The organism is Serratia sp. DD3 (genome assembly GCF_000496755.2).
In genome coordinates this window covers 18,090-43,266 of record NZ_AYKS02000089.1, presented here as the reverse complement: position 1 = coordinate 43,266, position 25,177 = coordinate 18,090, and the positions used below count along the sequence as shown (strand labels likewise).

The window sequence follows — 25,177 nt, the reverse complement described above, 5'->3', positions numbered from 1 at the left end:
CTCAACCTACCCGGGGATCAAGCAAACGCACCAGTAGATCGGTGAGATTATTAATAATGACAAAGCATAAACCGATCAGCAGTGTCCCCCCCATGATGGTCGTGGTGTCACCCGCTAACAGCGCAATCGTCAGGTAACGGCCAATGCCGGGCCAGGAAAACACCGTTTCAGTCAGCACGGCACCTTCCAACATGCCGGTGTAAGCCAGCGCAATCACCGTCAGCAGTGTGCCACTGATATTGGGCAACACGTGGTGGAACATAATACGCATTTCGCTGGCGCCTTTGGCACGGGCCAGTGTCACATACTCTTTATTCAGCTCACTCAGGCAGGCGGAACGGGTCAGGCGGGTGATACTGGCCAGCGAGTAATACCCCAACAAACAGACCGGTAACACCAAATGTGCCAGTGCATTGCGTAACGCCCCCATATCGCCGGAAAGCCAGGTGTCGATCAGCGCAAAACCGGTCTTGGCCTCGACACTGTATTGGTAAATATCATCCAGCCGCCCGGGCCCAGGGCTCCATTGCAACTTGGCATAGAACAGTAACAACATCAGTAAACCCAACCAGAAGATAGGCACCGAGTTACCCAACAAGGTCATCAAGCGCACAGTAATATCCAGCTTGCTACCGACAAAACGTGCACACAACACGCCCAACAGCACCCCTAAGGTCGCACCGACCACCAGCGACAAGGTGGCAAGTTCCAATGTTGCAGGAAACACGCGCAGCAATTCCTGCAACACGGGTTGCCCCGTAGCACTGACATTACCCAGATCACCCTGGGCGAGCCGCTGTAGATAGTGCCAAAACTGCACCGGTAAAGAGCGATCGAGGCCAAGCTGGTGTTTAACCTGCTCATAAGTTGCAGCGCTGGCATGATCACCAACAATCTGCAAGACCCGATCAACCGGCGACAAAGCAGAAAGCAGAAAGGTAATCAATAATAGGCCGAACAGGGTCAGTACCAGTGTGAACAGACCCTGCGACAATCCCTTAAGACGACGCCGGGCAATATTTCCCGGCGTGAATTTTATCCCTACCGACATGGTTATCCTGATTATTTACTAACACGGTCATAATAGACCATATCTGCATTTAGTCCTTGTTGATAGCCTTTCACGTTATCACGCAGCACCACCTGCGTTTTAGCCTGATCGATAAACACATAGGGCGAACTTTGCTGTAACGCCTGCTGCAGGGCAGTATAACGTGCCGCACGCTTAGCCGGATCAGCCTCTGCCACCGCTTCCAGCGTCTGTTTATTCAGCTCAGGGATCTGCCAGCCATTGAGCCCGGCGACGGTGCTGCTTTTGCCATCGTTATACGCGAAGGTGCTGGCATTGGAATGGGCATCGAAATAATCGGGGATCCACAGACGGATCGCCGCTTGATGCTGTTTGGCACGGACACGAGCATAGACCTGGCTGCCCGCCGCAGGCAATAGCTCAAGTTTGACCCCACCTTGGGCAAAACTGGCCTGCAGTGACTGAGCAATGGTGATAAACGGAGGCTTATTTTCTACATCCAGGGTCAGAGTCGCATTGGTGATGCCGGCTTTTTCCAAGATAGCCTTGGCTTTGGCCGGATCAAAACTGAAGGGCTTATCTTCCAATGCCCCAGGCAGGCCCACAGGCAGGAAGCTTTGGTGAATAAAATATTGCCCTTTTAGCAGATCCTGGGTGATGCCTTGATAATCCACCAAATAGCGTGCGGCCTCCCAGAAAGCAGGGTTGTTCAACAGCGGGTTGGCCTGGTTGGCGGTATTAAATACCAAATAGTTCTGTTCAGCAGACGGAATTTCCAACACTTGTACGCCAGGCTGTTTTTTCAACGCACTGGTCTGGTCTGGGCCCAGCTCGCGAGCGATGTCAGCATCCCCTTGTTGGATCAACAGACGGCGCGCACTCGGGTCAGACACATTCTTGATAATGATGTTCTGGAGTAACGGCTTATCACCGGGAGAAGTAAGGTTGGCATCCAGCACAATGGCTTGATGAGGCTGATAAACGCGCATTTTAAACGGGCCGCTGCCCGCAGAGTGCAACTTCAGCCAAGTATTACCGAGATCATCCCCTTTCACATTGGCTTGCACCACTTTGCTATCGACAATGGAGGCAATGGGGGTAGAGAGAATATTCAACGCGACCGCCGGGCTGACATCCGCCGTCCAACTCAACTGCACGGTATGATCATCAACCTTCTTCAATTGTTGTTCAATATTCTCGGGCTGCCAACCGAGCACATTGAGGATAAACGCCGGTGATTTATTCATTTTCACCGCGCGGGTATAAGAGAAAATGACATCATCCGCCGTCAATGGGTTGCCAGAAGAGAAAGTGGCCTGCGGACGCAGTTTGACGGTTAAGGTTTTAGCCGCCGCATCATCCTGCCAGCTTTCCGCCAATACCGGGATCACCTTGGCCGGGTTATCACGATCAGCTTGCACTAAACGCTGATAGAGGCTGGGTACGGTTTGGATACTGGACAGTTCATTGGCTTCTGCCGGATCCAAGCTAACGATATCCTCTAATGACTGCACTACCACCAACGTATTCGGTGGCGTAGCGGCCCATGCAGTGCTGGAGAGAGCAGCAAGAATAAAAAGCGACAATACTTTGTTTTTCATGAAAATATTCCTTTATCCCTGTCCGTAATTCAAGCTGCGCAGGGGGAATGGCAACTTAAATGAACTTGGGTCACTTTGACTCGAACATTAAACCGAAAATGAGCAATTAGCATTTGTTTTTGTACGGTATTTTCACCGTCAGAGGGTCACGGTAGAACGTTGCACAGCCGCAAGCAAAGGTTAATCTGTTATTTCATATAGCCAAAAGAACTATAGCCAGATTCAATCAATTTGGTGGGTAAAGTGCGCAGGTTTATTAAAGAGAATATCGGGAAGGGCTAGCCTATAGGGGCAGGTTTCGCCCCTATACCACTTATTTTACAGCGCGTTGCTACTTAATGTCGCGACCATCACCGCCTTGATGGTATGCAGGCGATTTTCTGCCTGATCAAATACCACACTATGCGGGGACTCGAACACCTCGTTAGTCACTTCCATGCCCCCAGACAAGCCATACTGTTGCGCCATCTGTTTACCCAAGGTGGTTTGGTCATCGTGAAAGGATGGTAGGCAATGGAGAAATTTCACCTGTGGGTTACCGGTCAGTTTAACCATCGCCATATTCACCTGATAAGGCAGCAACTGGGCAATTCGTTCCTGCCAGACCTCTTTGGGCTCACCCATAGAAACCCAAACGTCGGTATAGAGGAAGTCGGCACCTTGTACCCCTTCGGCAACATCCTCTGTCAGGGTAATTTTCCCGCCGGTCTGCTGCGCCAGCGCCTGACATTCAGCCACCAGTTGCGCCTGTGGCCAGCAGGCCTTCGGTGCCACCAAACGCAGATCCAACCCCACCAGTGCCGCTGCTTCCAGCAGCGTATTACCCATATTGTTATGGGCATCCCCCATATAGGCCAGTTTCATTTCACTCAAGTTCTTACCCGGCAGATGCTCAATCATGGTCAGTAAATCCGCCAGTAACTGGGTCGGGTGGAACTCGTTAGTCAGGCCATTCCATACCGGTACCCCGGCATATTCTGCCAGTGTGTCCACCAGATGCTGACCAAAACCACGATATTGAATACCGTCGTACAGGCGGCCAAGGACACGCGCCGTGTCTTTCATTGATTCTTTATGGCCGATTTGACTACCGCTTGGGCCAAGATAGGTGACCTGAGCCCCTTGGTCGAATGCGGCAACTTCGAAAGAGCATCGGGTACGGGTTGAGTCTTTTTCGAAGATGAGCGCAATGTTTTTACCCTGAAGATGTTGCGTTTCCTGGCCTTGCTTCTTGGCCTGCTTCAAGTTAGCCGCCAGTTGCAGCAGGGACTGGATCTCACTGGGGGTAAAATCCATTAACCTCAAAAAGTGCCGATTATAGAACGGGTTCATTTGGCTCATCTCCATCTATCCTTATTTTTGTTTGAATTAAAATTCACGATATATGAATGAATATTCAAATTCAACCCTGATAAAGAAATCTTTTATCTTTACCATGGCAGCAGTGGCAACGGTATGTGAAAATAGAAGAGATAAAGCCATTTTATTGAGGATAGAGACATGGCAAACCGTGAACTGCTGGAAGAACAACGCGAAGAAACCCGCCTGATCATCGAAGAACTGCTGGAAGACGGCAGTGATCCGGATGCGCTCTACACCATTGAGCACCATTTCTCTGCTGAAAAGTTTGAAGTTTTGGAACAAGCGGCCGTTGAAGCTTTTAAACTGGGTTACGAAGTGACCGACGCTGAAGAGCTGGAAGTGGAAGATGGCAACCTGGTTATGTGCTGTGATGTGATCAGTGAAGTTGCCCTGAATGCCGAATTGATCGACAGTCAGGTAGAACAATTGATCACCCTGGCAGAAAAACATGGTGTCCACTACGACGGTTGGGGCACCTATTATGAAGACCCTAATGGTGAAGAGGGTGATGACGAAGACGGCGACTTTATTGACGAAGACGACGACGGCAAACGCCATTAATTAATAATTAAATATGACGGGCCGTTAGATAGCTACCGGCCCGGTTACCACTGGATACCATGAACACCGCATCACTCTTATCCCCTATTCTCAACTTCCTGCACTGTGAAACACCAGATAGCTGGATAGCGATTGCACGCCGCTCTGAAAACTTGCCACTGCTACTGACCGACCACCTGGTTTGTGAGCTAAAAGCCGCGCAAACCGGTATGTGGCTGATCCGCCGCTATGTAGCCGATAAACAGAGTGGTGAGGCTTTGCTGGCTCTGCTTAAGCCCTATGAGGCGTTTGTACATGAAGAGCAACAGGTGCCGGAAGTCCTGTTCCAGCAAAGTACGCTCACCAAAAAGATCTTGCCGAAAAACGACACCGCCTATGGCGCTGATTTGCTGGAAAAGATGGTCTTACTGATTAAAGAAGAACTTCATCATTTCTCGCAAGTGTTGGAAATCATGCGGATACGGCAGATCCCGTATAAAAAGATCACCGCCAGCCGCTATGCCAAAGGGATGATCCGCGAGGTACGTACCCATGACCCGGCCACCTTGATCGATAAACTGATCTGCGGGGCTTATATCGAAGCGCGATCCTGTGAGCGTTTTGCCAAACTGGCGCCGTTTCTGGATGATGAATTGAACCGGTTCTATGTTTCGCTACTACGCTCTGAGGCGCGCCATTATCAAGATTACCTGACGCTGGCGCAGCAGGTGGCGGGTGGTGATATTAGCGAACGGGTGGATTATTTTGGCCGTATTGAAGCTCAGTTAATCCAGTCACCAGATACGGAGTTCCGTTTCCACAGCGGGGTGCCAACCTGCTGATTATCCTGGCAATACCCGTCATACTGCAAGTTACTCGGGTCTTGCCAGGTTCACAGTGTTTTTAGCATCGCTACTTCGCAATCACCGTGGCCAGTATCGCCCATAGCGCACTCGAGAAGCTCAAAACCAAGATGCTGATACAGGTCTATCGCACTCTGTAGGGTCGCGGTGGTCTCTAAATAACAACGCTGGAACCCTTGTTGGCGGGCAAAATCCAACGCCTGAAGGGCTAAGCGTTTCGCCAAGCCTTTGCCACGGACTATCGGCAGGAAATACATCTTCTGTAATTCACAGATAGCCGGATCGCCCCCTTGTAATGGCGCGACTCCACCGCCCCCCACCACTTGGCCCTCCAGCTCCACCACCCAATAGGCGCTGCGTGGCTGGCTATAGAACTGAAATAGTGTATCCAGAATCGGATCGGCAACGGCATAGCCTTTATCTGCCGTCAGGCCATGTTCGGCTGAAACGGTACGAATAACATCAGCAATCGCGGCGTTATCTTCAACCGTGATCATGCGTATCAATGCTGTCATAGACTCCCTCCCTCAATCAAGCGGCAACCGGAAAGCAAAAACAGCGGTAGTTTGCCGCTGTTTTTGTGTTACCTGTTTTTGATATCGCCTGTTTTTGATATCGACTAGCTTTGGTGCAACTTACCCGCGCTAATTACAGAGCGGCAATCGTCGCTTGCTGCTCCTGCAGCTTCACCTTACCTTGCTGACAAGCGGCCAGACGCTCACGTTCCTTGGCGACCACCGCTTCTGGCGCACGAGCAACAAAGCCCTCATTAGACAGTTTGCCTTCAATCGAGGTAATTTCCGCATCCAGTTTAGCCATCTCTTTCGTCAGGCGCGCAATTTCTGCATCCTTATCGATAAAGCCCGCCATGGGGATCAACAGCTCAGCACCTTCCACCAATTTAGTCACCGAGACCGGGCCTTTTTCACCCACAGGTAACAGCGTAAGCGCACTCAAGCGTGCCAGTTTTTCAATAAAACTCTGGTTTTCCAACACGCGACGCTGGGCATCACCATTGGCATTGCGCAGCAGCACTTCCAGCGGTTTACTTGGCGCGATATTCATTTCAGCACGGATATTACGCACTGCAGTGATGGCCTGCTTGATCCACTCCAGATCATCCAATGCCTGCTGATCTTCCAGTGCGCTATCAAACGCCGGGAAAGGCTGCAGCATAATGGTATCGGCGGTGATGCCTTTAATCTGCTTCACACGCTGCCAGATGGTTTCGGTGATAAATGGAATGATCGGATGCGCCAAGCGCAACAAGGCTTCCAGCACAGTAATTAACGTGTTACGCGTCCCACGCTGTTCCGCTTCGCTGCCGTTACCAATAATCGGCTTGGTCAGTTCCAAGTACCAGTCACAGAACTGGTTCCAGGTGAATTCATACAGAATGCTTGCTGCAATATCAAAGCGGTAGTTATCCAAGGCTTCACGGTAGGCTTTCACCGTGCGGTTGAATTCAGCCAGGATCCAGCGGTCAGCCAGCGAAAGCTGCATTTCACCACCGTTAAAACCGCAGTCATGCTCTTCCGTATTCATCAGCACAAAACGGCTGGCATTCCACAGTTTGTTACAGAAGTTACGGTACCCCTCCAGGCGCTTCATATCCCAGTTGATATCACGCCCGGTAGACGCCAGTGCCGCCAGAGTAAAGCGCAGCGCATCAGTACCGTGCGGCTCAATGCCGTTGGGGAACTGCTTCTCAGTGCGCTTGCGGATCTTCTCTGCCAATTGCGGCTGCATCATATTGCCGGTACGTTTTTCCAGCAATTCTTCCAGTGATATCCCGTCCACCATATCCAGCGGGTCGATGACGTTGCCTTTCGACTTGGACATCTTCTGCCCTTCATCGTCACGGATCAGGCCAGTCATATAGACCGTTTTGAAAGGCACTTGCGGTTTGCCATTTTCATCTTTGATGAAATGCATGGTCAGCATGATCATGCGGGCAATCCAGAAGAAGATAATGTCAAAACCACTCACCAACACACTGGTCGGGTGGAAGGTTTTCAGCGCTTCAGTCGGCTCAGGCCACCCCAGCGTGGAGAAAGTCCACAAGCCAGAAGAGAACCAAGTATCCAGCACATCCTCATCCTGGTTGAGCACCACATCTGCCCCCAGGTTATGCTTCTGGCGCACTTCTTCTTCATTACGACCAACATATACCTTGCCATCCGCGTCATACCAAGCGGGAATGCGGTGGCCCCACCATAGCTGGCGAGAGATACACCAATCCTGAATATCGCGCATCCAACTGAAATACATGTTTTCGTACTGCTTGGGTACGAACTGAATGTCACCTTGCTCAACCGCTTCTACTGCTACTTTCGCCAGCGGCGCAGTACGCACATACCATTGGTCGGTCAGCATCGGTTCAATCACCACACCACCACGGTCACCATAAGGCACCGTCAAGTCATGGGGTTTGATCTCATCAAGCAGGCCAAGTTGCTCAAAGGCAGCAACCACCGCTTTACGGGCGGCAAAACGTTCCAGGCCACGGAACTGAGCTGGGAGCTCACCGCTGTATGCAGTGCTTGCTTCACCCTGGGTATCAAACACCTCGGCTTCTTCGCGGATATCACCGTCAAAAGTCAGGATGTTGATCATCGGCAATTGGTGACGCTTACCCACTTCATAGTCGTTAAAATCGTGCGCCGGGGTGATCTTCACACAACCAGTGCCCTTTTCCATATCGGCATGTTCGTCACCGAGGATAGGGATGCGGCGGCCAACCAGTGGCAAAATGATCTCTTTACCGATCAGATCTTTGTAACGCGGATCCTGCGGGTTAACGGCAACACCGGTATCCCCCAGCATGGTTTCCGGCCGGGTGGTGGCAACCACCAGATAATCTTTGCCTTCCGCCGTGGTAGCGCCATCGGCCAGTGGATAACGCAGATGCCACATCGACCCTTTGGATTCACGGTTTTCCACTTCCAGATCAGAAATGGCGGTGCGCAGTTTCGGATCCCAGTTCACCAAACGTTTACCACGGTAGATCAAGTCTTCCTGATAGAGGCGAACAAACACTTCTTTTACCGCATTGGACAAGCCGTCATCCATGGTGAAGCGTTCACGCTCCCAATCCACCGAGTTACCCAGGCGACGCATCTGACGGGTAATGGTGCCACCGGATTCTGCCTTCCATTGCCAGATTTTTTCGATAAACGCATCACGGCCGTAGTCATGGCGGGTTTTCCCCTCTTCAGCGGCGATCTTACGCTCCACCACCATTTGGGTAGCGATACCGGCATGGTCAGTACCCGCTTGCCATAGGGTATTTTTACCCTGCATACGCTGGTAGCGCGTCATGGTATCCATAATGGTTTGCTGGAAGGCGTGGCCCATATGCAAACTGCCGGTGACATTCGGCGGCGGGATCATGATGCAGAAACTTTCCTGGCGGGTGTCGCCATTTGGCTTAAAGTAACCCTGACTCTCCCAATGATCATACAGCTTTTGCTCGATCTGGGTTGGGTCATAAGCGGTATCAAGATGCGTGTTTGTTTTTTCCATTTTATATCGTTGTTCAGTAAGTTGGCGGCGTAGCCGTGGTCAAATTGAAGCCGACGCTGCGATAGGCTTTATAACGTTCGCGCGCCAACTGTTTCAAGGTATCTTGGTAAGGGACGAAGTCTACCACTTCCTGGAAAGCAGTAGCAAAGTCTACAAACTGGGGTAACAGGGCAATCAGCAGTTCCCGTGGCGCATTGCCGCGTTTACCTGGCCAGCACAGCTCCACCGGGGCACCAAAATTTGGCCCTTCACCGGCCAGATTATGTGGCACAAATTGGTGAGGGTCGCGCTGCCACAGGGCTTCATCCAGCCGTTCAGCCTGCTCCTGGCTTTCACAGGCAATCAACACCCGTTTGCCGGTACGCCAGTGCTGTGCAGCAACCGCACAGGCCAGCGCCTCGTGCGCACTGAGCATACCGATGGGCTGGTCATTTTCTAGCAGGTAAAACGTTGCCTGTTTCATGGTGACTTGATTGCCGTTGATAAGAAAAATTCGGGGCGCAACCAGTGCGCCCATCTTGCATGATTATATACACAATAGCGTTCAAGTTGCAGCAGGGAGCAATGGCATCGCCCCCTGCCGCCAGCATAGCGACGGCTATTTACTCGTCGCCGTTTAGACCCGCCCTATTGAGCAGAAACTGCGCCAGCATCGCCACCGGTCGGCCTGTCGCCCCTTTGTTTTTGCCTGAACGCCAAGCAGTACCGGCGATATCCAAGTGTGCCCAACCGTATTTACGGGTAAAACGCGCCAGGAAACAGCCCGCGGTAATCGCCCCACCAGGGCGGCCACCGATATTCGCCATATCAGCAAAGTTGGAATCCAACTGCTCATAATACTCTTCTGCCAGCGGCAAACGCCAAGCGCGATCCCCGGCCTGTTCAGCCGCCCCCACCAGTTCATGTGCCAGCGAATTGTGATTCGACATCAAGCCAGTCAAATGGTGGCCTAATGCGATCACACAGGCACCGGTCAAGGTAGCAATATCAATCACCACCTCGGGCTCGAAACGCTCCACATAAGTCAGAGCATCACACAACACCAGGCGACCCTCGGCATCGGTGTTCAGGACTTCCACGGTCTGGCCAGACATGGTGGTCAGTACATCACCTGGGCGGTAAGCGCGCCCACCCGGCATGTTTTCGCAACCGGCCAGCACACCGACCACGTTCAGTGGCAGATTAAGTTCTGCCACCACACGCATCACGCCGTACACGCTGGCCGCGCCACACATGTCATACTTCATCTCATCCATGCCATCTGCGGGTTTGATCGAGATGCCACCGGAATCGAAAGTCAGCCCTTTGCCCACCAGCACGATAGGCTTGGCATGCGGATTAGGGTCGCCTTTATATTCCATCACAGACATCAATGATTCATTTTGCGAACCGGCCCCTACCGCCAGATAAGCGTTCATGCCCAGCTCTTTCATCTGCTGTTCGCCAATCACTCGCGTGGTGATACGGCTACTGAAGGCATCCGCCAACTGGCGTGCCTGAGAAGCCAGATAACCGGCATTACAAATATTCGGCGGCATATTGCCAAGATCTTTCGCCGCTTTAATACCGCTGGCCACCGCTAGGCCGTGCTGAATGGCGCGTTCGCCACTGGTCAGTTCACGGCGTGTAGGCACGTTGAAGACCATTTTACGCAACGGACGGCGCGGCTCCACCTTGTTGCTTTTCAGTTGATCGAAGGTGTAAAGCGTTTCTTTGGCCGTTTCTACCGCCTGGCGCACCTTCCAGTAGTTGTTACGGCCTTTAACATGCAGTTCAGTCAGAAAGCAGACTGCCTCCATGGAGCCGGTATCGTTAAGGGTATTGATGGTTTTCTGAATCACCTGCTTGTATTGGCGTTCATCAAGCTCGCGCTCTTTGCCACAGCCAATCAGCAGGATACGTTCAGAGAGAATGTTTGGCACATGGTGCAGCAGCAAAGTCTGACCAACCTTACCCTCCAATTCACCCCGGCGCAGTAATGCGCTGATATAACCCTCACTGATTTTGTCGAGTTGTTCGGCGATAGGTGACAGGCGGCGAGGTTCAAATACCCCGACGACAATACAAGCACTACGCTGTTTTTCCGGACTACCGCTTTTTACACTGAACTCCATGCACACTCCTGAATCTTAAAGACAACGGCGGAAGCTACAGCTAAAATGGTTTATCCTCACCTTCATTCGTGCTGCCAGAATGTAGGCTGCAACTTGAATGAACTTGGGTATATACTCCCCACGAGCTCCGCCACTGAGGTAACTAACAAGGTTAACCTGAATGGTGTAAATTGTTCTGTTTCGGCACTGATAGGCTCATTCCTATCGTATCGCCAAGCAGCTTGATATTTTAAGGCTATTTTAGCTGTGAAGGTTGCCACATGATGAGAAAAAATGGCGGATTCGCGATGAACCTATCTATTTTCCTGCAAAAAGACAAGTTTTCACAGGCGTAACAAGCGTGATTATTATTAGATATCTAGTACGGGAAACACTGAAAAGCCAAATTGCCATTCTGTTTATCCTGCTTCTGATCTTTTTTTGTCAGAACCTGGTCAGGGTGTTAGGCGATGCGGTAGACGGCAATATCCCAACAAATTTAGTCTTGTCGCTGCTGGCCTTGGGTGTGCCCAAAATGGCACAGCTCATCTTGCCATTAAGCCTGTTTCTTGCCCTGTTGATGACACTTGGCCGGTTATATACCGAAAGTGAAATCACCGTGATGCAAGCCTGTGGGCTCGGTAAACGCACGCTGATTATCGCCGCGATGGTATTAGCACTGTTTACCTCACTCGTAGCAGCGGTGAACGTCTTCTGGCTGGGGCCCTGGGCGGCAGGTCACCAAGATAGCGTTATTGCCGAAGCCAAAGCCAACCCCAGTATTGCCGGGTTGACGGAGGGGCGTTTTCAATCCTCCCAGGACGGTAATGTCGTGCTGTTTGTCAGCAAAATAAAAGATAATACCTTCACGGATGTGTTTCTGGCACAACTGCGCCCCAGCGGCAATCAGCGTCCTTCGGTAGTGGTGGCTGAACACGGGGTCATCACCCAGAATCCTGATGGTTCGCAGGCCGTGATGCTGGATAAAGGAACCCGTTTTGAGGGTACCGCGTTACTGCGTGATTTCCGCGTTACCGATTTCACCGATTATAAAGCAATTATCGGCCATAAAACGGTGACGACGGATAACAACCAGAGTGACAAGTTGTTGATGAGAACGCTGTGGAAATCGGACGATCCCGATGCTCGTGCTGAGTTACATTGGCGCCTGACGCTGGTGATTTCCGTGGTATTAATGGCGTTATTGGTGGTGCCACTGAGCGTGGTCAACCCACGCCAAGGCCGGGTAGTCAGTATGCTGCCAGCGATACTGCTGTATCTGATCTTCTTTTTGTTGCAAACCTCAATACGCTCCAATGCAGGAAAGGGCAAAGTGGACCCGATGCTGTGGATGTGGCTGGTTAACCTGATGTATTTCGTACTCGCGCTACTACTTAACCTGTGGGATACCGTACCAATGCGCAGACTGCGTATGCGCCTGAGAGGAGCCGCCTGATGTTTGGCGTATTAGACCGTTATATCGGCAAGACGATTCTGAACACCATCATGATGACCCTGTTCATGCTGGTATCACTCTCTGGCATTATCAAGTTCGTCGAGCAACTGCGTAACGTTGGCAAGGGGGATTACACTGCCTTGGGTGCCGCCATGTTTACGCTACTCAGCGCACCAAAAGATATCCAGATCTTCTTTCCCATTGCTGCTTTGCTGGGATCATTGCTCGGCCTGGGTGCTTTGGCTACCCGCAGCGAACTGGTGGTGATGCAGGCTTCGGGATTCACCCGTTTGCAAATCGCCGGGGCGGTGATGAAAACTGCCATTCCACTGGTGTTACTCACCATGGCGATTGGTGAATGGGTAGTGCCGCAAAGCGAACAGATGGCACGTAACTATCGTGCACAGCAGATGTATGGCGGTTCACTGCTGTCCACCAAAGGCGGCTTGTGGGCAAAGGATGGCAACGATTTTATCTTTATTGAACGCGTATCTGGAGAAAAGGAGCTTTCCGGCGTCAATATCTATCACTTTAATGATCAACGCCGTTTGCAAACGGTGCGTTTTGCTGCCAGCGCCAATTTTGAAGATGGCAAATGGCAACTTTCCCAGGTAGAAACATCTGACCTGACTGATCCTAAACAAGTGACCGGCACGCAGACCTTGACCGGGGTTTGGCACACCAACCTGACACCCGACAAACTCGGGGTGGTGGTGCTCGACCCTCAATCGCTCTCTATTCGCGGGTTACACAGCTATGTGAGATATCTGAAGCAAACAGGGCAAGAGTCTGACCGTTATCAGTTGGATATGTGGAGTAAAATCTTCGCCCCGCTCTCCGTGGCGGTGATGATGCTGATGGCGCTGTCATTTATCTTTGGCCCGCTACGCAGCGTAGCGATGGGGGTTCGGGTATTGTTCGGCATCAGCTTTGGCTTTGTCTTCTATGTGCTGAATCAGGTCTTTGGCCAACTGAGCCAAGTCTATCACATACCGCCGATCCTCGGTGCCGTGCTGCCGAGCCTGTTGTTCTTGCTGATTAGCCTGCAGATGTTGCTGAAGAGGAGATAGCCATTTCTCCGCAAACCCGGCTAATGGCCGGGTGCTTCCTGCTTCCATGCATTGACGCCCATGGGGTTTTGGGCATCAATGCCTAATTTTGTCACTCTGCCTGACCTCGGGCACTCAACAATACAATCCCGGCTTCCTGATAATCTGCCGCATCTTCTGGCAGACGATCCAGCACGATAGTGTCGATTTGTGCCGGGGTAGCAAATTGCGCCAGTGAGGTATTGCCCAACTTGGTATGGTCACACACCACAATCACCTGATTGGCATGTTCCACCATGCTACGTTTGGTCTCTGCCAGCATAATGTCGGCGACACAGGCCCCCTGATTGAGGGAAAGGGCATTCACCCCCATAAAGGCCTTATCGATATTCAACGTATCCAGCAGTGAACGGCCATTGATCGCCACCGCACAGTGGTAACCTTTTTTAACCACCCCGCCCAACAGCACAATCTGGACAGATTCCACATCTTCCAGGCTTTTAGCGATCATAAAATCGTTGGTAATTACCGTGATATTGCGACGTTGGCGAATATGGTGGGCAATCTGCAAGGTGGTGGTGCCGGTATCCAGCACGATTATATCGCCATCTTCTACCAGGCTGGCCGCTAACTGGCCAATCTGCTGCTTGGCGGCGAGGTTCACTTCGTTACGTTGATCAGAACTGATTTCAAAACTGGCCCGGGTACGCAGAATGGCCCCACCGTGAGTGCGGGTCAGCATGCCAGCATCTTCCAGGATGCGTAGATCGGTACGGATGGTGGCGCCAGAAACATTGAAATGTTCGCTCATCTCCCCAACGGATAACTTGCGCTTCTCTTTCAGAATAATGAGCAGTCTTTCTTGGCGCTCCTCTGCGTACATAGATACTCCCAGCGGACAAAACGATGTGCGGGTAATATACCCCGCGCAGAGAAGGCTGGCAAAAGGGAGCATCGCGCGATTAGCGCCAGCCATACGGCATACCAACCCACCGTTCACCTACCCGATATGCCTCATGATACCTATTTAGCACAAAGATCTACCGGCTAATATGCGCTATTGTAATAGGTATATTTTTGACGTAACAAGAACCTATTAACCTCAACAGTAAGTAAACCATGCAAAATCGGCTGACAATCAAAGATATCGCCCGTCTGAGTGGCGTAGGTAAATCCACCGTATCACGTGTCATCAATCATGAAGGCAGTGTAAGCCCACAGACCCGTGAACGGGTGGAAGCGGTGATCCATGCTCATGGCTTTACCCCCTCAAAATCAGCACGGGCGATGCGCGGCCAGAGTGACAAAGTGGTAGCGATTATTGTTTCCCGTCTTGATTCTCCATCAGAAAACCAGGCGGTGCGCACCATGTTGCCACTCCTCTACCTACAGGGTTTTGACCCTATCGTGATGGAAAGTCAATTTGACTGCCGCCTAGTGCAGGAGCACCTTAAAATACTGCAACAGCGTAATGTCGATGGGGTGATCCTGTTTGGCTTTACTGGCCTGACTGCCGACATGTTTAGCGCATGGCAGGATAAAATGGTGGTGGTCGCTCGTGAGTATGCTGGTATCTCTTCGGTCTGTTATGACGATGAAGGTGCAGTAAAACTATTAATGCAGCGTCTGCGCCAACAGGGCCATCGCCATATTAGCTACCTTGGCGTGCAAAGTACCGATGCGACCACCGGGATGCGTCGCCATCAGGCCTACCTGGATCACTGCCAACAATACCAAATCCCCCCCGTCGTCGCGCTGGGGGAATTGAGCTATCAGAGTGGTTTTCAACTGGTTACCAGTGTGATCAAACCTGATACTACCGCGCTGGTGTGTGCCTCAGATACCATCGCCCTCGGCGCCATAAAATATCTGCAACAGCAGCAGATCGCCCCGTTGCAAGTGTGCGCCATTGGCAATACGCCAATGCTCAACTTCCTGTTCCCTGAAACAGTTTCTGTCGATCTGGGTTATGGCACTGCCGGACAACAAGCGGCACAACTGTTACTTGCTCAATTGAGTGGCAGCCAGGGTATTCGCCAAATCGTTATCCCCAGTCAACTGGCCTAACCGCAAAGGTCTGAGTAGACACACTACCTAGCCCTTCCCGCTGCACTTATTTTGTGATCATCCACCCGGAATGGGAACGTTCCCATTTTATAAAAAACAATAAATGGATAAGCTCTTATACTTAAAATAATTCGAGTTGCTTGATAAAACGCTAGGCGTTTTGAACAGCGCTTGCGCTGGCCCTTTAGGGTGAGGCTCATGGACAAGACGAGTAACTGTAGCCAACACCCAAGCAGCTTGAAGAATAAAGTGTATAGCCATCACACCTCTGCGTCTCACTAATTACGAAGGGTCACATAATGAGTAAAGTTCAGCAGCAGGACATTAATCGCTTGATAGTGCTGGTGGGTGGCCGTGAAAATGTCGCCACCGTCAGCCACTGTATTACCCGCCTGCGTTTTGTGCTTAACGATCCCAGCAAAGCCAACCCGAAAGCGATCGAAGAACTACGTATGGTCAAAGGTTGTTTTACCAACGCGGGGCAATTTCAGGTGGTGATCGGCCCTGAAGTGGGGGATTACTATCAGGCGTTAATCACCACCCTCGACCTTAAGGAAGCGGATAAAGAGCAGGCCAAGCTGGCAGCTCGCCAGAATATGACCTGGTTTGAGCGCGGCATTTCCCATTTTGCCGAGATCTTCTTCCCGTTGTTACCGGCACTGATCAGCGGTGGTTTGATCCTCGGTTTCCGCAATGTGATCGGCGATATCCCGATGTCCGATGGCAAAACGCTGGCCCAGATGTACCCCGCCTGGAAAACAATTTACGACTTCCTATGGTTACTGGGTGAAGCCATCTTTATGTTCCTGCCCGTTGCCATCTGCTGGTCTACGGTGAAAAAAATGGGGGGAACCCCGGTGCTGGGTATCGTTATGGGGGTTACCCTGGTATCACCACAACTGATGAACTCCTTCCTACTCGGCCAGCAAATACCCGACGTGTGGAACTTTGGCTGGTTCACCATTGAGAAAGTGGGTTATCAGGCACAAGTGATCCCGTCGATCCTCGCGGGGATCACCTTAGGCTGGATCGAAACCCGCTTGAAAAAGATCGTGCCCGACTATCTGTATCTGGTTATCGTGCCAGTAGTGTCCTTATTGTTGGCGGTGTTCCTGGCGCATACCTTGATCGGGCCATTTGGCCGAATGGTTGGCGATGGTGTCGCCTGGGTAGTGAAATGGGTGATGACCGGCAGCTTTGCCCCGATCGGCGCTGCGTTGTTTGGTTTCCTGTATGCCCCGCTGGTGATCACTGGTGTACATCAAACCACGCTGGCGATTGATATGCAGATGGTGCAAAGCATGGGGGGAACCCCGGTCTGGCCACTGATAGCCCTGTCCAACATTGCTCAGGCTTCGGCGGTGGTCGGTATCATTATTGTCAGCCGCAAAGTGAATGAACGCGAAATTTCGGTACCGGCGGCCATTTCCGCCTACCTCGGCGTTACCGAACCGGCCATGTATGGTATCAACCTCAAATACCGCTTCCCCATGTTGTGCGCGATGATCGGTTCTGCCATTGCTGGCCTGATCTGCGGCCTGACGGGGGTGCTGGCCAATGGCATCGGTGTGGGTGGTTTGCCCGGTATTCTGTCGATTCAACCCCAATTCTGGTTGATCTATTCCCTGGCTATCCTGATTGCGGTGGTGATCCCGCTGCTACTGACGATGATGGTTTACAAACACAAAGCCAAACGTGGCGATTTACCACAATAAACGCCCCCAGACGTCACTCAAGCGACAGCTAACCGTGCTGTCGCTTGGTGCGGGAAACAGGTTACAACCTAAAGGTATGACTATGAGCAATCCAATCCCTTGGTGGCAGAATGGCGTCATCTATCAAATCTACCCCAAAAGTTTTCAGGACAGCACCGGTAATGGCTTTGGTGATCTGGCTGGGGTCACCCGGCGGCTGGACTACCTACAAGAATTGGGCGTTGATGCTATCTGGTTAACCCCCGTCTATGTCTCTCCACAAGTGGATAATGGCTACGATGTGGCGGACTACTGCGCCATCGATCCCGCCTACGGCACTCTGGCCGACTTTGAACATCTGGTCGCGCAAGCCCACCAGCGCGGCATCCGTATTGTGATGGATATGGTATTTAACCATACCTCTACCGAGCACCCCTGGTTTAAAGCGGCGCAGGACCACCACAGCCCACTGCGCCAGTTCTATATCTGGCGCGATGGTACCGACAACGCGCCCCCCAATAACTGGCGTTCCAAGTTTGGCGGGAACGCCTGGCAATGGCATGCACCAAGCGGCCAATACTATCTGCATCTGTTTGCCACCGAACAGGCGGATTTGAACTGGGAACACCCCCCGGTGCGCGAAGAACTGAAAAAGGTTTGTCAGTTCTGGGCGGATAAAGGGGTTGATGGCTTACGCCTTGATGTGATCAATCTGGTTTCCAAGCAGCAAGATTTCCCTAATGACAATCAGGGCGATGGCCGCCGTTTCTATACCGATGGGCCACGAATCCACGAATTTTTGCAGGAAATGAGCCGGGATGTGTTTCAGCCACGCGGCTTGATGACCGTGGGTGAAATGTCATCCACCTCATTGGCGCACTGCCAGCAATATGCCGCGCAAAGTGGTAAAGAACTGTCGATGACCTTCAACTTTCACCACTTGAAAGTGGACTATGCCGATGGACAAAAGTGGACATTAGCCGCCCCCGATTATGTTGAGCTCAAGCGGATCTTCAATCACTGGCAGCAAGGCATGCATAACCACGCCTGGAATGCGCTGTTCTGGTGTAATCATGACCAACCGCGTATCGTTTCACGCTTTGGTGACCAAGGCGCACTGCGGGTCACCGCCGGCAAAATGCTGGCGATGGTGCTACACGGTATGCAAGGCACCCCCTATATTTATCAGGGGGAAGAGCTCGGTATGATTAACCCCGGTTTTAGCCATATCGAACAGTATCGCGATGTGGAAAGCCTGAATATGTATGCCGAACTGCATGCTCAAGGCAAGAGTGATGAAGAACTGTTGGCAATCCTGGCCAGTAAATCTCGTGATAATAGCCGCACCCCAATGCAGTGGGACGATACCGCCAACGCTGGCTTTACCCGTGGAACGCCCTGGATCAGTTGTGCCGATAATTACCAGCAAATTAACGCCCAAGCGGCATTGGCTGACCCGAACTCGGTGTTTTACGCCTATCGCCACCTGATTGCCCTGCGTAAACAGTACCCGCTGTTAACTTATGGTGACTATCAGGACCTGGCGCCCACTCATCCCGCTTTGTGGTGTTATCAACGCAGTTGGAATGGGCAACGGTTATTGGTGGTCGCTAACTTGAGTAGAGAACCTTTACCTTGGGATGCCGCAGGTGTTGAACTGGCTCAACTGTGGCGGCCATTAATCAGTAACTATGACGATTGCATCGAACAGCCGCAAAGCAGCCTATTGCGGCCATTCGAAGCCATCTGGTGGTTACTGGAGTAAGGCTTTTAATTCAATATATTACCGCAGGAATCATTTGTGTCGTGACTCGCCTCTTACCTGAGGCAAGTCACGATTATAGTCGCGTTCAAACTCCACGCCAGGGAATATCAGAACTTGCCACGTGATTTATTAATTCGGTCGAAAAATGCAAGAAACCGATTTCAACCGCGCTTATATCCTGTAATTATGAATAAAAACAGATAAACTTGTAACTACCAAGACCCATCACCTTGATTTCATCCCCCCTCTTTCAGATCAATGAAATTAGAACTTTCCTAAATATAGCGTTATAATTCTCAACTGCCTCAGTTTTTGGCTTGTAGGGTAAAATTTTACGTTATATGACTTATTTTTAAGGGATAATAGATGAAAAAGGTAACAGGAATTATTTTTGCTACAGTACTTCTGGCATTAGTGGGTTGTGATGATAAAAACGCGGCAAGCTCAGCAAGCAGTTCAGGTGGTAATATTGCCGCCAAGCCAGAAACCCTATCATCAGATAACAAAGCGGACATTAAGTCAGATTTAGATGCTCTAAATAGCATTATGAATGAATCCAACAGCGCCGCAGATAAATTACGGGAAGATCTTGTCAATGCTGCGAAAAATCAAGATCTTGATGCACTTAAGAAAGCGTATGAAACTGGCAAATCTCATATTGAAAAAACCAATGAACAGCTGCTCGCTTTAACGGTAAAAAGTAAAGAAGTACAAGACATCAGAGTAAAAATCTATGCCGGTAATAAAATAGCGGCTGACCTTATTGAGCTGGCCAAGAAAGGCCCCGACCTTTCCGAAGACGATAAAAAACAAATGATGTTGCTGCAAAAACAATCTGTTGCCATGCAGGCAGATTATGGGCAGAAACTTGATAAGTTAAATGCAGAGCATAATAAGTGATACTGCTCTAACCAATTCTATTACCTGAAAAAATTCGGTGCATTTTGAACAGCCTTTACCCTGCTCCGCAGGGTAAAGCTCTGGAGATAACTAACTCACAAAATAGATGTGCGTTGCAGTACGGCAAGTGAAAGAGAGGCAGTATTAAATTTAGCGCGCTAGTCGTACCGCAATCTAACACCTTGATTTAATTTGGTGATATGGGATTTCCTGATATATAGAACCCCTCTCTTTCCAGTTCATCAGCTTTAGTGATTGTTTAGTCTATTTATATACTTGAAAGCTAATTTTAAATGTGAAGGAAGACAGATGAAAAAATTAACAGCTATTATTATTTCTGCATTGCTCCTAGTATCATTGGGTAATACAGCAAATTCAGCAAGTAGTTCAGGTGGTAACTTTTCAGCAACGCAAGAAACATTATCATCAGATAACAAAGCGGACATTAAGTCAGATTTAACTGATTTAAGTCGCCTTATGAAAGCACATAATAGTGATGTAGCTAAAATAAAAAGTGAATTATCAGAAGCTGGAAAAAAAGAAGATGCTGATGGGATGATTAAAGCATTTGATAAAGTTAAATTCAGCGTTATAGAACTCACCAACCAATTGAAAGCGCTGACCATTAAAAGCCAAGAATTACAAGATATCAGAATGGACATAGTTACAAGCAATGATATCGGAATTATATTATTGGATTTCGTTAAAAAGAATATTGAACTTAATAAAAAAGGGCAATCCCTTTCTGAAAGTGAGGTTCAACAAATGAATTCTCTTCAGGAAAAATCTGTCACCCTAATGAAGATATATGGGGAAAAACTGAGCAAATTGAATAAAGAATACAATATTCAATAAATTACTCTAATTACTGGGAATGTATTTTTATACCCAAGTCCAATAAAGTGATAAGACAAAACACAACGCTTGCATTGGGCTGTTGGAAGAGCCTCAGGGAAGAGGCGAGTAACGCACGACTTGCAGTATAAGGAATATATCCTGCTTTCAGTACATCGGTTTGCGTGGTGCTATTTTTATACTATGTGACTTATTTTTAAGGGATAAAAAATGAAAAAAGTAACAAGCATTATTCTTACTGTATTTCTCTTGGCCTCATTGGGCAATACCGCAAACTCAGCAAGCAGTTCAGAGGGTAACTTTTCAGTAAAACCAGAAACCCTATCCGCAGATCACAAGTTAGACATTAAAACAGATTTAATTTCTTTAAACACTCTTATGAAAGCACATAATAGTGATGTAGCTAAAATACAAAGTGAATTATCAGAAGCCGGAAAAAAAGAAGATACAGATGGAATGATTAAAGCATCTGATAAAATTAAATCTAACGTTTTAGAACTCACCAACCTATTTAAGGCTCTGACGGTTAAAAGTCAAGAGATACAAGAAATAAGAATGCATGTAGATAGCCCCCCCGCCAAAAAACAAGAAAATTTATTACCGGATAACCCTGTAGACATCAAAGATGACTTGGTTTCTTTGAACAAAATGCTTAATACATCCTATACCAAAACAGAAAATTTACTGAAAGAGCATAGCCATGCATTGTTTGAAAATGATAAAGAGGCAGAAAGAAAGTTTTTTGAAATAATGACATCTGGCTTTAAAGAAAATAACAACAAGTTTGTTAACCTAAATATAAAAAGCAAGAAAATACAGGATATGAGAGATGATGTCGTCACCCTGAATAAAATGGCAATCAAGCTTAATGAATATTATAAAAACCGAGATAAGCTTTCTGAAGCGGGAATGGAAAACATGCGTTCACATAAGGCAAGATTCCGTTGGATTACGACTTTATGTTATAACAAACTTGATAAATTAAATACAGAATACATGCAAGAAGTACCTACAGTTGCCTGTATTAAAGATTTTTATTAGTATGAATATACTCGTTATCCTTCAAGCTGCTTAGATGTTAGCTGCGTGCTAGCCGCCTACATGCAACTCGAATTATTTTGTGTATAAGCAAAACAGAATAATATGTTTCAAGGAGAAATAATGAGAAAGCTAATCACTGCTATCTGTGCTACAGCACTCTTGGCATTATTAAGTCATACTGTTCATTCAGCAAGTTTTTCCGAGGGTAACGCATCAACAAAGCAAGAAACGTTATCAGCAGATAACACGCCAGACATTAAAGCAGATTTAACTGCTTTGAATGATATTATTAAAAAATCCGACACCTTCACGAAAAAGTTGCCAGACGAGTTATGGAACGCAATGAGTAGCCCTAATAAAGAAACGAAAGAAAAAGCATTTGAAAATATGATATCCAATTTTGAAAAAACCAATGAACAACTGATTAATTGGCAAGTTAAAAGCAAAGAAATACAAGAAATTAAAGAGGAATTCATTACGATAAATGAATTATCGAGCAAAATCACCAAATACCTTAATCATCCAGATAAACTTTCGGAACAAGATATTAAAGAAATGTTATTACTTCAGAATAAACTTATTCCCATGCAGGCTGGTTTTCAGCAGCATCTTGATAAGTTAAATGCCAAACATAACAAATAATTATACTTGCTAGGTATTAAATGGTGACGCCCCCGCCACCTTTCAACCGGCAGAGATATTTCCCGTACAGAAATCACCCAATAAAAAATAGGCTCCGCCCCTGAAAGAGAATAACGCCTCTCATATCAACCGACCCTTTCCCGCCCTATCATTTCTCATCATCACCCTTTGAATAGTGATTCTCAGAAGCCTGATAAAATTGTCTTGGGATTAATCCTTTACCTCACCAAATTTAGACCTCACTACGCAAAAATAGGGTTTTACAACCCACATAGCGCGGTACCAAAAAATATTTTCTTCGCATCAGATCAATTATTCAGGCTAAAGTGTGAAGAGAGTCTCAAATTGGTCATGCATTTACTTTATGCGGCAAGAATAATATGTAATGATTAATAAAAAAATATAAAACCAACCAATTGAAAATAGTGATAAAAACCAGGTTACTGAAAGTTCGTTTCATCTATAATTTATTTTACCTGTTACCTAAGTGACTTCAGGACGTAGGTCAGTGGCAATTCAGTAAAGCGTCTCGAAATTATTACCCCAATGACGGGGCGTGAACAAGCCGTTTAGCCAATCATTCTGCACCTTGAAGGATCACCGGTATCACGATATGGAGTTTTCTTTATGCGTTTTAAAAGAAAGCCGATACTGATATTCAGTGGGTTGTTAGCGGCCAGCTTAGCCGGGTGTGATAATAATGATTCTTACGTGGCGCCAAGCTCTCAGGCAGAATTGGAAAGTCGGAATATTCCAATTATTACTGTCGGTACGCTGAAATTTAAAGATATGAATAAAAATGGTCAGCTCGACCCTTATGAAGACTGGCGTCTCGACAGTGCCACCCGAGCTCACGACCTGACCACCCGCATGAGCGTGGAAGAAAAAGCCGGAGCCATGATGCACGGTACCATCGCCCTTGATAACGCCGGGCGTGTCGATCTCAGTGCGACCGAAGAAGACATTAATCAACGCCTCGCCAACACCTTTATTACCCGTATGGCCGGCAACCCCCAGTTTATTTCTGCTGATAACAACGCATTACAGGAAATGGCCGAGAAAACCCGCCTGGGTATTCCCCTAACCATCAGTACCGACCCGCGCAACCACTTTGTTAATGACCCCAACGCGACCAGTATTGCAGCGGGGAGCTTCTCACAATGGCCAGAACCCCTTGGCCTGGCAGCAATAGATGATACTGCTCTGGTCAAAACTTTTGGTGATATCGCACGCCAGGAATATCGGGCTGTCGGGATCCATATGGCATTGTCACCGCAGGCCGACCTGTCTACCGAACCACGCTGGGGGCGCATCAATGGCACCTTTGGTGAAGATAACCAACTGGCCAAACGTTTGGTGCAAGCCTATATCGAAGGCTTCCAGAATGGCGACAAAGGCTTGACCCCGAATAGTGTTATCACGGTAGTCAAACATTTTGCCGGGGGTGGCCCTCAGTTGAATGGGCTGGATCCGCACAACGCCTTTGGTAAACAGCAGGTCTACCCGGGGGAAAACCTGGAATACCACTTGGTGCCGTTTGAAGGTGCATTTGCCGCCAAGGTCGCTTCGGTGATGCCTTATTACGGTCAGCCAATCAATTTGTGGTACAAGGAGCAACTGGTTGAGGAGGTCGGTTTTGGCTTTAACAAACTGGTATTGAGCGAAATATTGCGTGGCCGCTTTGGTTTCACCGGTGTGGTGTTAAGCGACTGGGGTATTTTGGAAAGCTGCGAAGGCAAATGTATCACTGGTATCAGCGATGCCGATATCGCGGCTGGTGTTTCACCTTGGGCCGCTGGCATCGGGATGCCATGGGGAGTTGAAAACCTCACGCGTCAAGAACGGGTGGTGAAAGCGGTTGAGGCCGGCATCGACCAGTTCGGCGGAACCACCGACTCCAGCGATCTGATCGCCGCCATCAACGAGCAACAAATACCGGTGGCGACTATCGACGCTTCAGTCACGCGTATTTTGCAGCAAAAATTTGAACTGGGGCTGTTTGAGAAACCCTACGTCAATGAAGCTCAGGCGGTGAAAATTGTCGGCAACCGTGAATTCCAACAAAAAGGGGATGACGCACAGCGCCGTTCGCAGATCCTGCTGCAGAATAACCGTACCCTGTTACCCTTAGCGTTGAGCGGTAAGAAGGTGTTCCTGCATAACGTTAATGCCAGCGTGGCGGCACAATATGGTATGGAAGTGGTTGCTACACCAGAAGAAGCTGAAATCGCTATCCTGCGGGTAGATACTCCCCATCAAAACGATCCCCACTACCCCTTTGGTGTACTGGTCAACTTTGGGCAATTGGGCTTTGACGATGCCGATACCGTGGTGCTGGATAAGAAAACCGGAACTTATAGCGGCAGTGAGGACTACCAGCTTATCAAACGGGTGAAGGCACACAATATTCCAACGGTGATTTCCGTTTACCTTGATCGCCCAGCCATCCTGACCAATATCGTCGATAAAACGGATGTGCTGCTGGCTAACTTCGGTGCTTCCGACCAAGCCGTGCTGGATGTTATTACTGGTAAGAGCAAGGCACAGGGTAAATTACCCTTCGAGTTGCCCTCCAGTTGGCAAGCGGTGCTGGAACAGAAAGAAGATGTGCCGCATGACTCTGCCAACCCACTGTTCCCTATTGGTGCGGGTATTTTGTAACCCTAGCCAGGCTGTCACACCACCAAGCCCCAG

At 49.2% G+C, this 25,177-nt stretch carries 20 protein-coding genes; 12 read left to right on the top strand and 8 right to left on the bottom strand.

Annotated elements, in window-relative coordinates:
- Position 1 precedes the first annotated feature (1 nt).
- From IO95_RS17560 to argF, 3 genes are all read right to left on the bottom strand, one after another.
- On the bottom strand, positions 2 to 1,051 hold the full coding sequence (locus tag IO95_RS17560; protein ID WP_023489643.1) for an ABC transporter permease: 1,050 nt from the start codon (positions 1,049 to 1,051) through the stop codon (positions 2 to 4).
- An 11-nt stretch (positions 1,052 to 1,062) separates the two neighbouring features.
- On the bottom strand, positions 1,063 to 2,631 hold the full coding sequence (locus tag IO95_RS17555) for an ABC transporter substrate-binding protein (RefSeq protein ID WP_023489642.1): 1,569 nt from the start codon (positions 2,629 to 2,631) through the stop codon (positions 1,063 to 1,065).
- A 318-nt stretch (positions 2,632 to 2,949) separates the two neighbouring features.
- A complete protein-coding gene (gene argF, locus IO95_RS17550; RefSeq protein ID WP_023489641.1) occupies positions 2,950 to 3,972 on the bottom strand; it encodes an ornithine carbamoyltransferase in 1,023 nt (340 codons plus the stop codon).
- Positions 3,973 to 4,131: 159 nt separating this feature from the next.
- On the opposite strand from argF, the gene rraB reads away from it, so the two are divergent.
- Both rraB and IO95_RS17540 read left to right on the top strand, forming a co-directional pair.
- Positions 4,132 to 4,554 (top strand): ribonuclease E inhibitor RraB, encoded by a 423-nt coding sequence (gene rraB, locus IO95_RS17545; protein WP_037386370.1) that lies wholly within the window; start codon positions 4,132 to 4,134, stop codon positions 4,552 to 4,554.
- A gap of 59 nt (positions 4,555 to 4,613) precedes the next feature.
- Complete coding sequence (locus tag IO95_RS17540) at positions 4,614 to 5,375, top strand: tRNA-(ms[2]io[6]A)-hydroxylase (RefSeq protein WP_023489592.1); 762 nt, start codon at positions 4,614 to 4,616, stop codon at positions 5,373 to 5,375.
- Between the two features lie 50 nt (positions 5,376 to 5,425).
- Here IO95_RS17540 and IO95_RS17535 read toward each other — a convergent pair whose 3' ends face one another.
- The 4 genes from IO95_RS17535 to pepA form a co-directional block, all read right to left on the bottom strand.
- Entirely contained in the window at positions 5,426 to 5,899 is a 474-nt protein-coding gene (locus IO95_RS17535; RefSeq protein WP_200874184.1) for a GNAT family N-acetyltransferase, read from the bottom strand.
- 145 nt (positions 5,900 to 6,044) lie between these two features.
- Positions 6,045 to 8,921, bottom strand: coding sequence for a valine--tRNA ligase (locus IO95_RS17530; RefSeq protein ID WP_023489590.1), 2,877 nt, complete (start codon positions 8,919 to 8,921; stop codon positions 6,045 to 6,047).
- A 13-nt stretch (positions 8,922 to 8,934) separates the two neighbouring features.
- Positions 8,935 to 9,384 carry a DNA polymerase III subunit chi gene (locus IO95_RS17525; protein ID WP_037386431.1) on the bottom strand — a complete coding sequence of 150 codons (450 nt, stop codon included), beginning with the start codon at positions 9,382 to 9,384 and terminating at the stop codon, positions 8,935 to 8,937.
- Positions 9,385 to 9,523: 139 nt separating this feature from the next.
- Positions 9,524 to 11,035 (bottom strand): leucyl aminopeptidase, encoded by a 1,512-nt coding sequence (gene pepA, locus IO95_RS17520; protein WP_023489588.1) that lies wholly within the window; start codon positions 11,033 to 11,035, stop codon positions 9,524 to 9,526.
- Positions 11,036 to 11,375: 340 nt separating this feature from the next.
- On the opposite strand from pepA, the gene lptF reads away from it, so the two are divergent.
- Positions 11,376 to 12,470: an LPS export ABC transporter permease LptF gene (gene lptF, locus IO95_RS17515; RefSeq protein ID WP_023489587.1), complete on the top strand. Its 1,095-nt coding sequence runs from the start codon at positions 11,376 to 11,378 to the stop codon at positions 12,468 to 12,470.
- The gene (lptG, locus tag IO95_RS17510) at positions 12,470 to 13,540 is read left to right on the top strand and encodes an LPS export ABC transporter permease LptG (RefSeq protein WP_023489586.1); all 1,071 of its coding nucleotides are present in this window, start codon (positions 12,470 to 12,472) and stop codon (positions 13,538 to 13,540) included. The genes lptF and lptG overlap by 1 nt, the downstream gene beginning before the upstream one ends.
- Positions 13,541 to 13,631: 91 nt before the next feature.
- Here lptG and IO95_RS17505 read toward each other — a convergent pair whose 3' ends face one another.
- Entirely contained in the window at positions 13,632 to 14,402 is a 771-nt protein-coding gene (locus tag IO95_RS17505; protein WP_023489585.1) for a DeoR/GlpR family DNA-binding transcription regulator, read from the bottom strand.
- A gap of 236 nt (positions 14,403 to 14,638) precedes the next feature.
- Between IO95_RS17505 and treR the strand changes: the two genes are divergently transcribed.
- The 8 genes from treR to IO95_RS17465 all read left to right on the top strand — a co-directional run bounded on the left by treR (position 14,639) and on the right by IO95_RS17465 (position 25,144).
- A complete protein-coding gene (gene treR / locus IO95_RS17500; RefSeq protein ID WP_023489584.1) occupies positions 14,639 to 15,586 on the top strand; it encodes a trehalose operon repressor TreR in 948 nt (315 codons plus the stop codon).
- Positions 15,587 to 15,885: 299 nt separating this feature from the next.
- Positions 15,886 to 17,301, top strand: coding sequence for a PTS trehalose transporter subunit IIBC (gene treB, locus IO95_RS17495; protein ID WP_023489583.1), 1,416 nt, complete (start codon positions 15,886 to 15,888; stop codon positions 17,299 to 17,301).
- Positions 17,302 to 17,383: 82 nt separating this feature from the next.
- Positions 17,384 to 19,045 carry an alpha,alpha-phosphotrehalase gene (treC, locus tag IO95_RS17490; protein WP_023489582.1) on the top strand — a complete coding sequence of 554 codons (1,662 nt, stop codon included), beginning with the start codon at positions 17,384 to 17,386 and terminating at the stop codon, positions 19,043 to 19,045.
- Between the two features lie 366 nt (positions 19,046 to 19,411).
- The gene (locus IO95_RS17485; RefSeq protein WP_037386365.1) at positions 19,412 to 19,945 is read left to right on the top strand and encodes a hypothetical protein; all 534 of its coding nucleotides are present in this window, start codon (positions 19,412 to 19,414) and stop codon (positions 19,943 to 19,945) included.
- A gap of 309 nt (positions 19,946 to 20,254) precedes the next feature.
- Positions 20,255 to 20,800 carry a hypothetical protein gene (locus IO95_RS17480; RefSeq protein ID WP_037386363.1) on the top strand — a complete coding sequence of 182 codons (546 nt, stop codon included), beginning with the start codon at positions 20,255 to 20,257 and terminating at the stop codon, positions 20,798 to 20,800.
- A gap of 210 nt (positions 20,801 to 21,010) precedes the next feature.
- A complete protein-coding gene (locus IO95_RS17475; protein WP_037386360.1) occupies positions 21,011 to 21,841 on the top strand; it encodes a hypothetical protein in 831 nt (276 codons plus the stop codon).
- A gap of 120 nt (positions 21,842 to 21,961) precedes the next feature.
- Positions 21,962 to 22,483, top strand: a complete 522-nt coding sequence (locus tag IO95_RS17470) for a hypothetical protein (RefSeq protein WP_023490246.1) — start codon at positions 21,962 to 21,964, stop codon at positions 22,481 to 22,483.
- 627 nt (positions 22,484 to 23,110) lie between these two features.
- Positions 23,111 to 25,144 carry a glycoside hydrolase family 3 N-terminal domain-containing protein gene (locus IO95_RS17465; protein WP_023490245.1) on the top strand — a complete coding sequence of 678 codons (2,034 nt, stop codon included), beginning with the start codon at positions 23,111 to 23,113 and terminating at the stop codon, positions 25,142 to 25,144.
- The last annotated feature ends 33 nt before the right edge of the window (positions 25,145 to 25,177 follow it).

Excerpts from the sequence above, each read along its gene's own strand:
- IO95_RS17560 (WP_023489643.1), bottom strand. The coding sequence starts at position 1,051 with ATGTCGGTAGGGATAAAATTCACGCCGGGAAATATTGCCCGGCGTCGT.
- IO95_RS17555 (WP_023489642.1), bottom strand. The coding sequence starts at position 2,631 with ATGAAAAACAAAGTATTGTCGCTTTTTATTCTTGCTGCTCTCTCCAGC.
- argF (WP_023489641.1), bottom strand. The coding sequence starts at position 3,972 with ATGAGCCAAATGAACCCGTTCTATAATCGGCACTTTTTGAGGTTAATG.
- rraB (WP_037386370.1), top strand. The coding sequence starts at position 4,132 with ATGGCAAACCGTGAACTGCTGGAAGAACAACGCGAAGAAACCCGCCTG.
- IO95_RS17540 (WP_023489592.1), top strand. The coding sequence starts at position 4,614 with ATGAACACCGCATCACTCTTATCCCCTATTCTCAACTTCCTGCACTGT.
- IO95_RS17530 (WP_023489590.1), bottom strand. The coding sequence starts at position 8,921 with ATGGAAAAAACAAACACGCATCTTGATACCGCTTATGACCCAACCCAG.
- IO95_RS17525 (WP_037386431.1), bottom strand. The coding sequence starts at position 9,384 with ATGAAACAGGCAACGTTTTACCTGCTAGAAAATGACCAGCCCATCGGT.
- pepA (WP_023489588.1), bottom strand. The coding sequence starts at position 11,035 with ATGGAGTTCAGTGTAAAAAGCGGTAGTCCGGAAAAACAGCGTAGTGCT.
- lptG (WP_023489586.1), top strand. The coding sequence starts at position 12,470 with ATGTTTGGCGTATTAGACCGTTATATCGGCAAGACGATTCTGAACACC.
- IO95_RS17505 (WP_023489585.1), bottom strand. The coding sequence starts at position 14,402 with ATGTACGCAGAGGAGCGCCAAGAAAGACTGCTCATTATTCTGAAAGAG.
- treR (WP_023489584.1), top strand. The coding sequence starts at position 14,639 with ATGCAAAATCGGCTGACAATCAAAGATATCGCCCGTCTGAGTGGCGTA.
- treB (WP_023489583.1), top strand. The coding sequence starts at position 15,886 with ATGAGTAAAGTTCAGCAGCAGGACATTAATCGCTTGATAGTGCTGGTG.
- treC (WP_023489582.1), top strand. The coding sequence starts at position 17,384 with ATGAGCAATCCAATCCCTTGGTGGCAGAATGGCGTCATCTATCAAATC.
- IO95_RS17485 (WP_037386365.1), top strand. The coding sequence starts at position 19,412 with ATGAAAAAGGTAACAGGAATTATTTTTGCTACAGTACTTCTGGCATTA.
- IO95_RS17480 (WP_037386363.1), top strand. The coding sequence starts at position 20,255 with ATGAAAAAATTAACAGCTATTATTATTTCTGCATTGCTCCTAGTATCA.
- IO95_RS17475 (WP_037386360.1), top strand. The coding sequence starts at position 21,011 with ATGAAAAAAGTAACAAGCATTATTCTTACTGTATTTCTCTTGGCCTCA.
- IO95_RS17470 (WP_023490246.1), top strand. The coding sequence starts at position 21,962 with ATGAGAAAGCTAATCACTGCTATCTGTGCTACAGCACTCTTGGCATTA.
- IO95_RS17465 (WP_023490245.1), top strand. The coding sequence starts at position 23,111 with ATGCGTTTTAAAAGAAAGCCGATACTGATATTCAGTGGGTTGTTAGCG.